Raw genomic sequence first — 15,980 nt, 5'->3', positions numbered from 1 at the left:
TCCGGGCGTTTCCATATTCAGATCAGATCTGATCAGCCGCGCTTGCGACCGCGACCCGCGTTGCCGGCAGGACGACCCTGACCGGCTGGCGCGAACGAGCCAGCCTTGCGGGCTGGACGACCCTGGCCACCACGGTGGTTGCGGCTTGCAGCTGGCTTGCCAGCGCCACCTTCAACGGCTGGACGCTTGAAATCCGATGTGCTTTCAAGATCGTTGTCACGCTCGACCGGTGCAAATTCACCAGCGCGCTGGCCACGGAAATCGCCATTGCGACGACCGGCATCACGCGGAGCACCATCACGGGGGCCGCGCTGCGGGCGGTCACCATGGGCGCGTTCGCCACGTTCTCCGCCCTGACGGCGAGGACCGTTGGCATTGGCGTTGCCACGGTTGCCAGCACCACGGTTGTTGTTGCCGCCACGCGACGGGCTGACCAGACCAGCTGGACGCTCACCCGACAGCACAGGAATTTCGATCTTCATCAGCTTTTCGATATCATGCAGAAGACGGGTTTCGTCCGGTGCACAAAATGCGATTGCGATGCCATCGAGACCGGCGCGTGCCGTACGACCGATACGGTGCACGTAAGCGTCAGCCACTTCAGGCAGATCGTAATTGAAGACGTGCGTCACGGCTGGAATATCGATACCGCGTGCTGCGACGTCTGTGGCAACCAGAACCTTGAATTCGCCGTCCTTGAAGCCCTTGAGAGCGCGTTCGCGCTGACCCTGGCTCTTGTTGCCGTGGATCGAGGCAACCTTGAAGCCGATGTGCTCCAGATACTTGGACAGCTTTTCAGCGCCATGCTTGGTGCGAAGGAACACGATGGCGCGGCCATCGGGGTTCTCGGTCAAAGACTTCTTGAGAAGCTCGGTCTTGTCGTTCTTGCCAGCAACGAAGTGAACATATTGTTCAACTTTGTCGGCGGCCTTGCCCGGAGGCGTAACCTGTACGGTAACCGGGTTCTTCAGATAGCTGCCGGCCAGATCTGCAATCGAAGCAGGCATGGTGGCTGAAAACAGCAAAGTCTGACGCTCGGCAGGAACCATGCGAGAGATCTTGCGCAGATCATGGATGAAGCCAAGGTCCAGCATCTGGTCGGCTTCGTCAAGCACAAGGAAAGTCACCTTGGACAGGGAAATCGCATTGCGCGAGATCAGATCAAGCAGGCGACCGGGCGTGGCAACCAGAATATCTGTGCCCTTTTCCAGCTGCATCTGCTGCTTGTTGATGGACGCGCCACCAACGACCTGATTGATCTTCAGATGCGTCTTGCGCACGAAGCCGCGAAGGCTTTCGCCAATCTGGTTCACCAGCTCGCGTGTCGGAGCGAGAATAAGCGTGCGTGTCGTTCTGTTTGCAGGACGATCAGGCTGCTTCAACAGCATTTCGATGAGCGGCAGGCCAAAAGCAGCCGTCTTGCCTGTGCCGGTCTGTGCAAGACCAATAACGTCACGACCCTGAAGAAGAAGCGGGATCGCTTTTTCCTGGATCGGCGTAGGTGTGGTGTAACCGAGCTGGGTGACGCCGGCCACGATTTTTTCGGAGAGGCCGAGTTCGCTAAAACTGGTCAATAGTATACCTTTCGGGGCGCCAAAACGCTTGAACCCGGATCAGCCCTGCTGGTCCGGTTGTCTTGGCGTCAAGAACCCCGCGTGAATTGGGAACTTGTGGGTTGGAATGACTTTCTGCGCTTCAGTGCGGCGGTTTCGCCGGCTCCTGCATTAATGCGCTTTTCCTTCATGCATCATCTAGTTTGTTCGACGCTGCGGCTCACGCGGCCGCCTAAAGGGGAAAGCTTGACGGGGATTTGGTCTTTTTTGCTCGGAAAGTCAAGTGAATGTTTTGATTGTTGCGCAAGCCACAGGTGCTGTAGCCAGAGTAGAGAGTGAATAATTGGTTAAAAATGACGGTTAAAAAGACCTTAATGCGACTGAGGCTGCATGGCCAATGTCACCATTCTACAATAGTTTATACAGTGAACGACATTGCACGTTAAAGCTGATTCCATTGCAAGCCGCAGAATAGACGGAGACTGACTTGATAGCTGCTGGTGGATTGCTTGAGAAAGCGCGGGACGGCGTCATGACGCTGGATCTGCCCGCCTGCATCAAGGATAGCCAGCTTCGATATATCTGCGTGAACGACGCCTATGCGCGATTTGCCGGGCGATCCCGCCAAGATTTTACCGGCAAGACATCCCGTCAATTACACGGCATGGCCGATGATGGTGACCGGGACGATAAGGAACGGCGCTGCCTCGTTTTTGCAACCGATGAAACGCTGAAATGCGCAGGCTTTAGTCCGGGCGAGGCCCCGGCCATAAAATGCGAACGGTTTGAAACCGAAGATGGCAGCCTGTTTCTCTTTGAGGTTTTCGAGGCGATGCCTCCGGCCCAGCACAATGAAGAGACTTCCACATCTCCGAAGCCCGATGTTCTGCCCATCCCCCTCGCCCAAGCCAGTGCAGCTGAAAACCCGCAACCGGACGCTCAATCCATTCTGGACTCTCTGCCAGTCGGCATCATGCTTGTGGGGCCGGACCTGACAATCGAATATGCCAACGGGTGTTTTCACACGCTGTGGGATATCAGTGAAGAGATCGACCTCGCAGGCCAGAATTATCGTGCTTATCTGGAGAATGCCTTTGACAGCTCCGATGTCGACAATCTGCGCGTTGAAGAGGGCGTCGAGCATCTCAAGCTGATAGACGGCCCCACATCGGAACAGATCGAGAGCAAGTCTGGACGGCCGATCATCCTGTTCGAGCAACGCATCGGCGGTGACAAGATCCTCATCACCGCCTTCGACTGCACCGACATTATCGCGCGTGAACGCGAGAGCAACGCGGCACCGAAGGAGCAGGAGCCCGTTGGCGAAAACACGCAGACCGAAGCGCAGGTCATGTTGGAGGAACCGGCACTTGCCCAGGACGTCACGTTGAGCGTGCTGGTCATTGACGACGCCGCTGCTCAAGGTGCCCTCAGCGAGCAATTGACGTGCTGGGGCGTTGACGCCTACGCCGCAGAAAGCACCGCGACTGCGCTTGCAATTTTAAAGGAAGCAGCCAGCATCGGCTTTGCCATCGATGCCATCATCCTGAACCATACCGTGCCGGTTCTGGGTGGCATGGAGTTGGCCCTCACGATGAGACAAGACCCGCGCCTGAGCGACACGGCGATGATCGCACTGACCTCGACGGACATGGCCAGTGCAGACCACGACGCACTCGATGTTCAACTCATGAAACCGGTAGGGGCAGAACTGCTGAGAAAAACACTGACGGAACTTGTTCATAAGAACCGTGCGAGACGTTCAGCAGCTCAAGACACGTCCAAAAGCACTGTCGCGGAGACCCAACCTCCGCTCAACCTGACGCGAGCAACACCCAACGTCAGCCATGTTCCGACGCTGGCACCAAACAGGACTACCAGTTCGCTGGATGTGCTGATTGCAGAAGACAATGATGTCAATCAGATCGTTTTCAACCAGATCCTTCAGCAGACCGGCCTCAGATACCGGATTGTCGACAATGGCGAACAGGCAGTCCAGATATGGCGAGCCTTTCGTCCATCGATCATCCTGATGGATATCTCCATGCCCGTCATGAACGGATATCGCGCGACGCAGGCCATCCGCGCGGAAGAAGATCGTATGTTGAATGCCAGCCGGGTGCCGATCATAGGTGTCATGGCACACGCGCAGGAAAGCGACCGCGATCTCTGTCTCGCAGCCGGTATGGATGACTATCTGTCAAAACCGATCAGCCCGGAACTGCTCAATGCCAAAATTCAGACATGGCTGATGAAGTCGCTGGCAAGGCTGGCGAACTGAAAACAAAACGCCGCTTGAGGTGGGCTCAAGCGGCGTTGATGTCAGATCGGCAATGAATTAGCGGCGGTTTGCATCAACCGACAGTGCACCGGCGCCTGCAAACACCAGATAAAGGAAGACAAAGCAGAACAGAATGGCGCCATCGCCGCCGTTCAGGACCGGGAAAATGCTTTTCGGTGCATGCGCGATGAAATAGGCAAAGGCCATCAAACCGGACAGCACAAATGCCGTCGGGCGGGTGAAAAGCCCCACGAGAATGAGCAATCCGCCGACCAGCTCCAGAATGGCGGCAATCAGCAACATGGGCGGCAGCGCGCCTTCCATCTGAGATACGGGAAAGCCGAAGAGCTTTTGTGTGCCATGCTCAATGAACAGAAGCGCTGTGATGATGCGCAGCGCAGCCAGAGCGTAGGGCTGATAGCGCGACAGTCTTTCAAAAAATACCATAGGTGTGTCCTCGAGGCGTAAATGCGAACTGTTGAAAGTTAAACATGACTAATACAGGCAGCATTTGAAATACACGTTTCAAGCCCAATAACAACACGGCTTGCGACCTCTTCACCGCCTGTGCAATCACATATCGGAGAGGACCGCAAGCAGGGCGCGATGCCCCGCTTCACCGCTTACGCGCTTGGCGTGTTACCGGCAGCAAAACCGCGCAAATCAGGATGCAATAGGCGCCCATGACAATGATTTGAGATGTGAAGGAAACGCCGGAATCGATCAGAATCCCACCAAGACCGGGGCCAAGCGCTGAGGCAAAAACCATGATGGCGACGATGACGGCGCGGATGGCCCCCAGAAATTTTACGCCGTACACTTCCGGCCAGAGGCTTCCAAAAAGTGTCAGCGAGAAGCCATCGGATATTCCGTAAAGAACCATGAAGGCGAAAACGACCCAGGGGCCATCGACGGTGCCAAGCAGCACACAGCCACCACCGAATGGCAACAAGTAGAATGGCAGCAAGCGAAGCGCTGAAAACCGGTCGACCAGATATCCTGAAAGCAACGAGTTCAAAACAGCCGTGACAGCATAGAGCAGAAAGGCTGAGGCAAAGGTTTCGACCGGCCATCCCTTGGATTGCGACAGGTGCACCTGATGAAAGAAAATGGTGTTGCTGATGAAGGCAGGCGGCAGCATGCCCAGAAGAAGCAGGTAGAAATACGGATCGCGTAACACCTGGCCCCGCGTCCAGCTGCGGGAAACGACCGCGTTTTGCGATGACGACGCAACGACCGGGACACGTTCGATTTTCGTGAGTGCGAGGAGTGATGGCAGCAACAAAAATACGATGAATGCCGCGACCATGCCCCACAGAGTTCGCCAGCCGAACCCGGCAATAGCCGCCACGGCTAGCAGCGGCAAAATGGCCTGTCCGAGATTCAGACCCAGCGCTGAAATCGATACGGCCCGCCCGCGCTCGGCTGCAAACCAGCGCCCGATTGTGGTGTAGGCTATGTGCACCATCATTCCCTGGCCGAACAGACGCAGGAGAAACAGACCAAAAATCAACAAAGCCAGCGAGGTGGCATAGGCCAGGCTGATTGCTCCCAGTGCCAGCGCAATTGTTGCGATGGCAACAACGAAGCGCGGCGTTTTCACATCCAGAAGTTTGCCGAGCCAGACAAGACAAACGGCAGATGCCAGGGTGACACCCATATAGAGAAGGCCGAACTCTCCATCGCTCAAGCCCAGGTCACGGCGTATCTCACCGCCTGACAGCGAGATGAAGAAGGTTTGACCGAAGGACGACGCAAAGAGCATTGCAAAACCGGCGCTCAGCCACCGAAGGTTTTCGCGCGGGAATGTCAGCAACCGAGGCATCCAATTCTATAGAATGTGCTCTGCCGTTCAGGCAGACATTACCATTCTGGGCTGTTCAACGGGGTTGAACGGTTCAAAACTAATATCCGTACCAACAATCGTTGCGACGGTGTTGGCCGGGATGATGTCCCATCTCTCCACGCCGGTTCCGAAGGGTTCGGATGCGACCGCTATCCCCGCGCCGATATTGCGCCAGTAGAGCGTCGGCGGACGATCATCACTCGACCATCGAAATGCGTGGAGCTTATCGCCATCCGCATGAATGGCACTGAACCTCACCGGCTGGTCAATATCGGCCCGAACCACCACATCCAGACATATCTGCAAGGTCTTTTTCAAAGCATCGACAGGATCGCTATCCAGTCCCAGACCCGCTGCAATCAGGAAGATCGCCTCGCTATCACCATTCCCGGCGCGAGAACAATAGACCTCATCCTGGATATGCGCCTCGATGGCGCGCTTGACCCTCTCGTAGCCGCCAATCTGGCCGTTATGCATGAAAAGGTGGCGACCAAAGCCGAAAGGATGGCAGTTGGCCATGGATACGCCGCCCGTGGTGGCTGAGCGCACATGGGCCAGAAACATGCTGGAGCGCAACTGATGGCACAGCGAGGTGAGATTGCGATCCGACCATGCGGGCAAGATGCCGCGATAGATACCCGGTTCTCCCCTTTCACCATACCAGCCAATGCCGCACCCATCGCCATTGACCACCGTTTTCGCCTCCCTCGCCGCCAGCGACTGGGTGATGAGCGAGCTTTCCGGCTCGATCAGGAGACTGTCGAGCCAGACGGGAGAGCCGGTATAGGCGAGAAAACGACACATGATGGTACCGTTGCAATGGAGGGGCGATCCAGCTTTCAAACTGCTGGATCAAGGCAATTGTTGGGTGATCAGGCCTGTAGGACGACGATGCGAGCACCCACTGGTACGCGCTCGTAGAGATCCACAATGTCATGGTTCAGCATGCGAATGCAGCCGCTGGACATGGCATGACCGATAGACTGCGGCTGGTTGGTTCCATGCAGACGGAACATCGTGTCGTTGCCACCGCGGTAGAGATAAATGGCGCGTGCACCCAATGGATTGTTCGGACCGCCCGGCATGCCGCCCGCATATTTCCGGTTCCGCTCAGGCTCGCGGCGGATCATGTTGGCTGTCGGGGTCCAGCTCGGCCACTCGGCTTTGCGACCTACATAGGCATCGCCCTTCAGCGCAAGACCCTGGCGTCCAACACCAACGCCGTAGCGCATCGCCCGGCCGTTGCCCATAATATAATAGAGGCGTCTTGCAGGTGTATCCACCACGACAGTTCCTGCCGGGTGCGTTGTCACATAGGCGACTTCCTGGCGGCGAAGTTCAGGGCTGATCTTGTCCAGCGGCATGGCACCCATTGGGAACTTTTCGTTCGGCAAGGCGGCATAATTGGTCTTCTGTTGAACGAAGTTGGTGCTCGCGCAACCCGCAAGAAGAAGTGGAAGCCCGAACAGGACGCCCCGACGCGAAATAGACATATTACCCCCGGCTCATAGATCTTTCGATTAACAAGGAGTATGGTTTTATGGTTAACAAACCCCTAATCGCAGGCTCTAACACTTAACGAGCCACGACCTCGTCCCGTTACTGTTAAAGGAGCGGGGCAGAAAAAAATGGCGGGAAATTAAGCAGGAGTATGCCTGCAACCATAAAGACATGTGAGCAAATCGTATTTTACGATGAAACCAATTCACCCTCTGCCGCATTTTCGTGCAGCAACTATCAAAACTGCTTATTTTTTGTGTGCTTAGCACCGGTTTATGTTGAAAAAATTCTGAACCGAGATCACGCTGGGTTCTTGCATTGCGAGCGTGCTTGTAATCAAATGGACAAAAATGGGGAACCTAAAGTTGGCATTTGACGAAATGATAAATGCGGACTCAACGCCGCGCAGCCCGTATGAAAAATACAATGAATGGTACAGCAGGCAGGACAGATCACACCTGATCCAGAAATCCCGCGATGCTGAAAACATATTCCGAAAGACCGGCATCACCTTCGCCGTCTACGGGCATGCAGACAGCGCTGAAAAGCTCATTCCGTTCGACATTATTCCCCGCATCATTTCCGGCCGCGAATGGCGCAAGCTGGCTCAAGGCATTGAACAGCGCGTTCTGGCGCTGAATGCGTTTCTGGATGACATCTATCATAAGCAGGAAATCATCCGCGCAGGACGCATCCCACGCGAGCTGATTGAACGTAACGAGGCTTTCCTGCCCGAAATGATTGGGTTCAAACCACCGGGCGGCGTCTATACGCACATTGTCGGCACCGATATCGTGCGAACCGGCGAAGACCAGTTCTACGTACTGGAAGACAATGCCCGCACCCCGTCCGGTGTCAGCTACATGCTGGAAAACCGCGAAACGATGATGCAGATGTTTCCTGAACTGTTTCACGAGAACAAGGTTCAGCGCGTCGAGGATTATCCGTATCAGCTGCGCCATTCGCTGGCTTCGCTGGCGCCTCCCGGCTGCAAGGGAAAACCGCGCGTTGCCGTTCTCACCCCCGGCATCCATAACTCCGCCTATTACGAACATTCGTTCCTGGCAGACATGATGGGCGTCGAGCTTGTCGAAGGCTCGGATCTGCGCGTCATGGACGGCAAGGTCAAGATGCGCACGACGCGTGGATATGAGGCCATCGATGTGCTGTACCGGCGCGTCGATGATGATTTCCTTGATCCCCTCACCTTCCGCCCAGATTCTGCTCTGGGCATTCCGGGCATCATGGATGTCTACCGCGCTGGTAACATCACTATTGCCAATGCACCCGGCACTGGCATATCCGACGACAAGGCGATCTATTCCTATATGCCTGAAATCGTTGAGTTCTACACCGGCCGCAAACCGCTTCTGGAAAACGTGCCGACATGGCGCTGTTCGGAGCCGGACAGCCTGAAATATGTGCTGGACAATCTAGCTGACCTCGTCGTGAAGGAAGTTCATGGCTCCGGCGGCTACGGCATGCTCGTTGGCCCGACGGCATCGAAGAAAGAGCGCGCACTTTTTGCGGACAAGCTCCGTGCTCGGCCATCGAACTACATCGCACAACCCACGCTTTCGCTTTCCACAGTGCCAATCATGGTGAAAAACGGCATCGCTCCACGTCACGTCGACCTTCGGCCCTATGTTCTGGTGTCCGATAAGGTGAAGATCATTCCGGGCGGACTGACGCGCGTCGCACTCAAGCAGGGATCACTCGTGGTGAATTCCAGCCAGGGCGGCGGCACCAAAGATACGTGGGTACTGGAGGACTAAGCCATGCTGGGAAGAACGGCCAACGGACTCTACTGGATGTTCCGCTACATTGAGCGCGCCGAAAACATTGCGCGGCTGGTTGATGCCGGTATGCGCGTCTCCCTCACCCGCAGCGGCAATGCTGACGAGGACTGGGACGGCGTGCTGCAAAGCGCCGGTGCACGGGAAGAGTTTCTCCAGCAGCATGATAAGGTTACATCGGCAGATGCCATCGATTACATGCTGCGCGACAAGTCAAACCTGTCCAGCGTCATGTCCTGCATCGAATTTGGCAGAAACAACGCCCGCATGGTGCGCACAGCGCTGACGCGAGAAACCTGGGAAGCAACGAACGAGTTCTGGATCGAACTCAAGAGCCTCCTCGCCCGCAAGGTCAAGGCGGCGGAACTGCCGCAGGTCATTGATGTCATCAAGCATCGGGCTGGTCTTGTGCGGGGTGCGTTTCACGGATCCATGCTGCGCAATGATCAGTATAACTTCTCGAGAATTGGCACGTTCATCGAACGAGCAGACAACACAGCCCGTATTCTTGACGTGAAATACTATGTTCTGTTGCCTGCGGCAGCCCAGGTCGGCTCCTCGCTGGATAACGCACAATGGGAATCGATCCTGCGTTCGGTTTCTGCGCATCGTTCCTATGGGTGGGTTTATGATGCCGAGTACAAACCATCCAACATTGCCGACTTTTTGATCCTGAACGGACGAATGCCACGTTCTCTCGCCTATTGTTACGAGAAGATCGTCAGCAACCTTGGCCATCTTGGCGAAGAATACGGCGAAAAGCACGCAGCCCATGACACGGCTGCAACTATTCTGGCAACGCTACAGAAAACAACAATAAGCCGGGTGATGGACCAGGGATTGCACGAGTTTCTCGAGCTTTTCGTCAACAAGAACGCCCAGTTGGGCCAGGAAATCACGGACGGCTACCGCTTCTATCAGTAAGCGGACGTGACGCGGGGATAAGACATGCGCTTGAAGATCAACCATACGACCGAGTATCTCTATGATGAGCCGGTCCCTTATTCTTTGCAGCGACTGCGACTGACGCCCGCAACCGGGCCAACGCAGACAGTCATCGACTGGAAAGTCACGGTCGATGGAGCCACACTGGAAGTCCGGTACGACGACCATTTCGGCAACCGTGTTGAACTTGTCGAAACAGAAGGACCACGCAAGGCCGTCAAGGTCATCGCCTGCGGCGAGGTTGACACGCTTGATAAGGCGGGCGTCTTCGGTGACCACATTGGCAACGCGCCGCTCTGGCTTTTCATGCGCGAAACGCCGCTGACAAAGCCTGGCAAGCTGATCAGAGAACTCGTGCGGCAATCAACGGGCGATACGCCCCTGGAAAGACTTCACGAGTTGATGGCGCTCGTGCATCTCGAAGTGGCCTACGAGACCGGATCGACTGGCACCGAGACAACTGCGGAACAGGCTCTGGAAGCTGGCAAAGGTGTTTGCCAGGACCACAGCCACATCTTCATCTCCGCCGCGCGGCACATGGGCCTGCCAGCACGCTACGTCTCCGGTTATCTAATGATGGAAGACGTGGCAGAGCAGATCGCGACCCACGCCTGGGCGGAAGCCCATGTTCCCGGCCTCGGCTGGGTCGGTTTCGATGCAGCGAACAAAGTCTGCCCGGATGAACGCTACGTTCGTATCGCCAGCGGCCTCTCCTACCGCGATTGCGCACCAGTCTCCGGCATGCGCGTGGGGTTTTCCGATGAAAGCCTGACGGTATCGGTAAAGGTAGAGCACGCGCAGAGCCAGTCGCAGAGCTGAGATCTCGCTTAGAGGCGCCTGCCCTCGTCAACAGCACCCTACCCCGTCTTTCCATCTGGTCTTTGCTCTGTTTGGGGGATGCCTTATCTATAGCGCTACAAAAGGATCTTCAGGCTAGACATCTCAAATTCGCGTTAGTCCAAGAAATGCATTCAATTCGCGCGAAAGAATATTAGAAAGAACTGCTTTATTTATAAGAAATGACGATTTTAGATAAATTTTTTACTGCTAGAAACATCCACGAAATTGACAAGGCCAAAAATAGTCGTGATATAGAGAATCATGTCAATTTTCTATTTCAGAAACAACTAATGTCAGCCAACATTATTTCGAAACTTGAGTTCGGATTTCGATTTAATCCAATCTGGCGCAGCACCTTCCGTGCTTCAGATGATTTGGCCTGTTGAAAATCGAATATAACTTCGATCAAACATGAGTCAGACTAGCGCATTAACTGAAATTTTACATCTGCTGGTAGATAGTCACACCGTTCATATGAGGTGTTCTTGCTTGCACGGCCTTTAGTGCGAGTTGAGCGCCGAAAGCTTTTAAAAAAGAAGCTCTAGTGGATGATGGCGGAGGGACCAGAACTCAATGTTCTGAACGCATGATGCCCCCCAATGCGCCGGCTCACACGAGCCATGTTCTGCTTAACATGCTATTGTCCAAATGGACGCTCAACCGATCGATGATATCGACGAGATTGAGACGCTCTATCAATTTGCGCGCAGCTTATCCGGTATCGGATGAGGCCTCATGGGCATGCTGCGTCGGATTGGTGCGGCGAGTGGCGCTTTGGTCAGTAATCAACGGGGGCACGCGTCCATGACTTCTATTATTTCTTCGCTTTCCATCAAACAGATTTCTTCACTATCGACCAGCAGTATAGCGCTCCTGAAGTCCACCGACGTGGATGCACTGTCGAGCAGCCAAATCGCCGCGCTTTCGTCAACGCAACTGAACGCGCTGACCACGAGCGCCGTCAACTCCCTGAACAGCGCGCAAATCAGTGCTATCACTGCCAAGGCAGTGATCGGACTGACCGTACCGCAGCTGCAGGCCATTGAATCAGCACAGTTTGCTGGCCTTACCGCAGGCCAAGTCAGTGCTTTGAGCACCACCCAATTTGACGCGCTGTCATCCGGCACCATAGCGCTGCTGGATACCAAGCAGGTTGCTGCACTGACCTCAGCGCAGGTCGCAACACTCAGCTCCGCAGAGCTTAACAGCTTCTCGACTGCCGAGATTGCTGCAATCAACGTGGCGTCGCTTGCAGGCATCAGCTCCACAACACTTGCTAGCCTCTCGACAGCCAACTTTGCAGCCCTCAGCGCCGCACAGATCGGCAAGCTTTCGACAACCCAGATCAGTGCCGTTACATCCGCACAGATTGACGTTCTGACCACTGGCCAGATTGCCGGACTGACAGACGCACAGATCAAGACGATCACAACAACAGCATTGTCTGCGCTGGACAGCACTCAGGTTGCAGCCTTCGCTGCAACCCAGATCACGGCGCTGACCACCTCCCAGCTTCAGTCGTTCAACTCAGCCAACATCGCAGCCCTGACGACGAAGCAGGCATCTGCACTGACCTCCGCGCAGGTCGCAACACTCAGCTCCGCAGAACTCAACTCCTTTGACTCATCCGAGATCAAGGCATTGAGCGCTGCTGCACTGGCTGGCATGACCACCGATGCGGTCGCAGGTCTTTCCACAGCTGCTTTGACAGCCTTCACCGCGACACAGGTTGCAACGCTGAGCACAACTCAGATCGCTTCCCTCCAGTCGGCACAGGTTAGGGAACTGACAACAGACCAGGTCAAGGCCCTCACCGCAAAGCAGGTCGCGGCCATTACCACAGCATCTATCGCAAACCTGAAGTCCGAACAGGTTGTGGCACTGTCCAACGCGCAGCTGGTCGCACTGTCCACCACACAACTGCAGGCCTTTGCATCAGCCAACATTGCGGCACTCACCACATCACAGGCTGGCGCACTAACCTCTGCACAGGTGGCAACACTCGACTCCGCAGAGCTTAACAGCTTCTCGACTGCCGAGATTGCTGCGATCAACGTAGCGGCACTTGCAGGCATCAGCTCGACAACACTCGCAAGCCTCTCGACAGCCAACTTTGCAGCCCTCAGCGCCGCACAGATCGCCAAGCTGTCGACAACCCAGATCGGTGCCGTTACATCTGCACAGGTTGACGTTCTGACCACAGGCCAGATCGCCGGACTGACAGCCGCACAGGTCAAGACGATCACAACAACGGCATTGTCGGCGCTGGACACAACCCAGGTTGCGGCTTTCGCTCCGACCCTGATTGCTGCAATGACAACCGATCAGCTTCAGTCGCTGAACTCTGGCAACATCGCTGCCTTGACGTCTAGCCAGGTTGCTGCACTGAGCTCTGCTCAAGTCGCAACACTGAGCTCCGCAGAGCTTAACAGCTTCTCGACAACCGAGATTGCTGCAATCAATGTGGCATCCCTCGGAGGCATCAGCTCCACAACACTGGCAGGCCTCTCGACAGCCAACTTTGCAGCCCTCAGCGCCGCACAGATCGCCAAGCTGTCGACAACCCAGATCAGCGCCGTTACATCTGCACAGGTTGACGTTCTGACCACTGGCCAGATTGCCGGACTGACAGCCGCACAGGTCAAGACGATCACAACGACGGCATTGTCGGCACTGGACACAACGCAGGTTGCAGCCTTCGCTCCAACCCAGATCACTGCAATGACAACCGATCAGCTTCAGTCGCTGAACTCGGCCAACATCGCTGCCCTGACGACGAAACAGGCAGCTGCACTGACCTCCGCGCAGGTCGCAACACTCAGCTCCGCAGAGCTTAACACCTTTGACTCATCCGAGATCAAGGCATTGACCGCTGCTGCACTGGCTGGCATGACCACCGATGCGGTCTCTGGTCTCTCGACGGCTGCTTTGACAGCCCTCACAGCGACACAGGTTGCAACGCTGAGCACAACGCAGATTGCCTCCCTCAAGTCGGCACAGATCAGGGAACTGACAACAGATCAGGTCAAGGCCCTCACCGCCAAGCAGGTTGCGGCCATTACCACAGCATCCATCGCAAACCTGAAGTCCGAACAGGTTGTGGCACTGTCCAACGCGCAGCTGGTCGCATTGTCCACCACTCAACTGCAGGCCTTTGCATCAGCCAACATTGCGGCACTCACCACAACACAGGCTGGCGCACTGACCTCTGCACAGGTGGCAACACTCGACTCCGCAGAGCTTAACAGCTTCTCGACTGCCGAGATTGCTGCGATCAATGTGGCAGCCCTCTCAGGCATAAGCTCCACAACACTCGCAAGCCTCTCAACAGCCAACTTTGCAGCCCTCAGCGCCGCACAGATCGCCAAGCTGTCGACAACCCAGATCGGTGCCGTTACATCTGCACAGGTTGACGTTATGACGACAGGCCAGATCGCCGGACTGACAGCAGCACAGGTCAAGACGATCACGACAGCAGCATTGTCGGGACTGGACACCACCCAGGTTGCGGCTTTCGCTGCCACCCAGATTGCTGCAATGACAACCGATCAGCTTCAGTCGTTGAACTCGGCCAACATTGCCGCACTTACCACAACACAGGCTGGCGCACTGAGCTCTGCACAGGTCGCAACACTCAGCTCCGCAGAGCTTAACAGCTTCTCGACTGCCGAGATTGCTGCGATCAATGTGACGGCCCTTGCAGGCATCAGCTCCACGACACTGGCAGGTCTCTCGACAGCCAACTTTGCAGCCCTCAGCGCCGCACAGATCGCCAAGCTGTCGACAACCCAGATCAGCGCCGTTACATCTGCACAGGTTGACGTTCTGACCACAGGCCAGATTGCCGGACTGACAGCAGCACAGGTCAAGACGATCACAACAACAGCATTGTCGGGACTGGACACCACTCAGGTTGCTGCTTTCGCTCCAACCCTGATTGCTGCAATGACAACAGATCAGCTTCAGTCGTTGAACTCGGCCAACATTGCCGCCCTGACGTCGAAGCAGGCATCTGCACTGACTTCTGCGCAGGTCGCAACACTCAGCTCCGCAGAGCTTAACACCTTTGACTCATCCGAGATCAAGGCATTGACCGCTGCTGCACTGGCTGGCATGACCACCGATGCGGTCGCAGGTCTCTCCACGGCTGCTTTGACAGCCCTCAGCGCAACACAGGTTGCAAAGCTGAGCACAACACAGATCGCTTCCCTCAAGTCGGCACAGATCCGGGAACTGACAACAGACCAGGTCAAGGCACTGACCGCTGCTCAGGTTGCGGCCATTACCACAGCATCTATCGCAAACATGAAGTCCGAACAGGTTGTGGCACTGTCCAACGCGCAGCTGGTCGCATTGTCCACCACGCAACTTCAGGCCTTCGCATCAGCCAACATTGCGGCACTCACCACAACACAGGCTGGCGCACTGACCTCTGCACAGGTGGCAACACTCGACTCCGCAGAGCTTAACAGCTTCTCGACTGCCGAGATTGCTGCGATCAATGTGGCAGCCCTCTCAGGCATCAGCTCCACAACGCTCGCAAGCCTCTCGACAGCCAACTTTGCAGCCCTCAGCGCCGCACAGATCGCCAAGCTTTCGACCACCCAGATCGGTGCCGTTACATCTGCACAGGTTGACGTTCTGACCACAGGCCAGATCGCCGGACTGACAGCAGCACAGGTCAAGACGATCACAACGACGGCATTGTCAGCACTGGACACCACCCAGGTTGCAGCCTTCACACCAGCCCTGATTGCTGCAATGACAACCGCTCAGTTCGAATCACTCAGCTCAAACAACATCGCTGCGCTGACGACAACCCAGGCCGCTGCCCTGACATCTGCGCAGGTAGCGACACTGAACTCCGCAGAGCTTAATAGCTTTGCGACAGCCGAGATTGCCGCTTTGGCCATCCCTGCTCTTGCAGGACTAACCACCACCGCAATCGTCGGTTTGACTGACGCGACACTGAACTCACTTTCTTCCAAGCAGGTGCAAGCTCTTAACGACCAGCAGGTCGCAGCAGTTATGACTGCCTACAACAACGTCTGATAGCTGTAGGCACTGCCAAGAATGAAAACGGCGCGACATTTGTCGCGCCGTTTTTTTGTGACTGCGGGACTCCGCAGGCCTAAATTTCCTGTTGTTGATTCAAGACGGCATGGCTGGACGCATCTCCATGCATCGCTAGTCATCTAGTCAGCAGCTACCACTCCCCG

10 protein-coding genes are annotated in these 15,980 nt (G+C 55.8%); 5 read left to right on the top strand and 5 right to left on the bottom strand.

Going from position 1 to position 15,980, the window contains the following annotated elements; translation table 11 throughout:
* Positions 1-32 precede the first annotated feature (32 nt).
* A complete protein-coding gene (locus IFT53_RS07000; RefSeq protein ID WP_192064263.1) occupies positions 33-1,574 on the bottom strand; it encodes a DEAD/DEAH box helicase in 1,542 nt (513 codons plus the stop codon).
* Between the two features lie 466 nt (positions 1,575-2,040).
* Here IFT53_RS07000 and IFT53_RS06995 point away from each other — a divergent pair, with 466 nt between their 5' ends.
* Positions 2,041-3,834 carry a response regulator gene (locus tag IFT53_RS06995; protein ID WP_192064264.1) on the top strand — a complete coding sequence of 598 codons (1,794 nt, stop codon included), beginning with the start codon at positions 2,041-2,043 and terminating at the stop codon, positions 3,832-3,834.
* A gap of 57 nt (positions 3,835-3,891) precedes the next feature.
* Here IFT53_RS06995 and IFT53_RS06990 read toward each other — a convergent pair whose 3' ends face one another.
* From IFT53_RS06990 to IFT53_RS06975, 4 genes are all read right to left on the bottom strand, one after another.
* Positions 3,892-4,281 (bottom strand): DoxX family protein, encoded by a 390-nt coding sequence (locus IFT53_RS06990; RefSeq protein WP_192064265.1) that lies wholly within the window; start codon positions 4,279-4,281, stop codon positions 3,892-3,894.
* Positions 4,282-4,450: 169 nt separating this feature from the next.
* Positions 4,451-5,659 (bottom strand): MFS transporter, encoded by a 1,209-nt coding sequence (locus IFT53_RS06985; RefSeq protein ID WP_192064266.1) that lies wholly within the window; start codon positions 5,657-5,659, stop codon positions 4,451-4,453.
* Positions 5,660-5,686: 27 nt separating this feature from the next.
* The gene (locus IFT53_RS06980; protein ID WP_192064267.1) at positions 5,687-6,484 is read right to left on the bottom strand and encodes a class II glutamine amidotransferase; all 798 of its coding nucleotides are present in this window, start codon (positions 6,482-6,484) and stop codon (positions 5,687-5,689) included.
* A gap of 68 nt (positions 6,485-6,552) precedes the next feature.
* Positions 6,553-7,173 (bottom strand): L,D-transpeptidase, encoded by a 621-nt coding sequence (locus tag IFT53_RS06975; protein ID WP_192064268.1) that lies wholly within the window; start codon positions 7,171-7,173, stop codon positions 6,553-6,555.
* A 372-nt stretch (positions 7,174-7,545) separates the two neighbouring features.
* Here IFT53_RS06975 and IFT53_RS06970 point away from each other — a divergent pair, with 372 nt between their 5' ends.
* From IFT53_RS06970 to IFT53_RS06955, 4 genes are all read left to right on the top strand, one after another.
* Positions 7,546-8,955 carry a circularly permuted type 2 ATP-grasp protein gene (locus IFT53_RS06970; RefSeq protein WP_042617764.1) on the top strand — a complete coding sequence of 470 codons (1,410 nt, stop codon included), beginning with the start codon at positions 7,546-7,548 and terminating at the stop codon, positions 8,953-8,955.
* A 3-nt stretch (positions 8,956-8,958) separates the two neighbouring features.
* Complete coding sequence (locus tag IFT53_RS06965) at positions 8,959-9,900, top strand: alpha-E domain-containing protein (protein WP_042617399.1); 942 nt, start codon at positions 8,959-8,961, stop codon at positions 9,898-9,900.
* Between the two features lie 24 nt (positions 9,901-9,924).
* Complete coding sequence (locus IFT53_RS06960; RefSeq protein ID WP_192064269.1) at positions 9,925-10,740, top strand: transglutaminase family protein; 816 nt, start codon at positions 9,925-9,927, stop codon at positions 10,738-10,740.
* Between the two features lie 825 nt (positions 10,741-11,565).
* Positions 11,566-15,813, top strand: coding sequence for a beta strand repeat-containing protein (locus IFT53_RS06955; protein WP_192096930.1), 4,248 nt, complete (start codon positions 11,566-11,568; stop codon positions 15,811-15,813).
* Positions 15,814-15,980 lie beyond the last annotated feature (167 nt).

Source organism: Rhizobium sp. CFBP 13644 (assembly GCF_014842165.1).
In the GTDB taxonomy this organism is placed as follows: domain Bacteria; phylum Pseudomonadota; class Alphaproteobacteria; order Rhizobiales; family Rhizobiaceae; genus Agrobacterium; species Agrobacterium tumefaciens_C.
This window is presented reverse-complemented; position numbering and strand designations above follow the sequence as displayed.

Excerpts from the sequence above, each read along its gene's own strand:
- IFT53_RS06975 (WP_192064268.1), bottom strand. The coding sequence starts at position 7,173 with ATGTCTATTTCGCGTCGGGGCGTCCTGTTCGGGCTTCCACTTCTTCTT.
- IFT53_RS06955 (WP_192096930.1), top strand. The coding sequence starts at position 11,566 with ATGACTTCTATTATTTCTTCGCTTTCCATCAAACAGATTTCTTCACTA.
- IFT53_RS06990 (WP_192064265.1), bottom strand. The coding sequence starts at position 4,281 with ATGGTATTTTTTGAAAGACTGTCGCGCTATCAGCCCTACGCTCTGGCT.
- IFT53_RS06980 (WP_192064267.1), bottom strand. The coding sequence starts at position 6,484 with ATGTGTCGTTTTCTCGCCTATACCGGCTCTCCCGTCTGGCTCGACAGT.
- IFT53_RS06985 (WP_192064266.1), bottom strand. The coding sequence starts at position 5,659 with ATGCCTCGGTTGCTGACATTCCCGCGCGAAAACCTTCGGTGGCTGAGC.
- IFT53_RS06960 (WP_192064269.1), top strand. The coding sequence starts at position 9,925 with ATGCGCTTGAAGATCAACCATACGACCGAGTATCTCTATGATGAGCCG.
- IFT53_RS06965 (WP_042617399.1), top strand. The coding sequence starts at position 8,959 with ATGCTGGGAAGAACGGCCAACGGACTCTACTGGATGTTCCGCTACATT.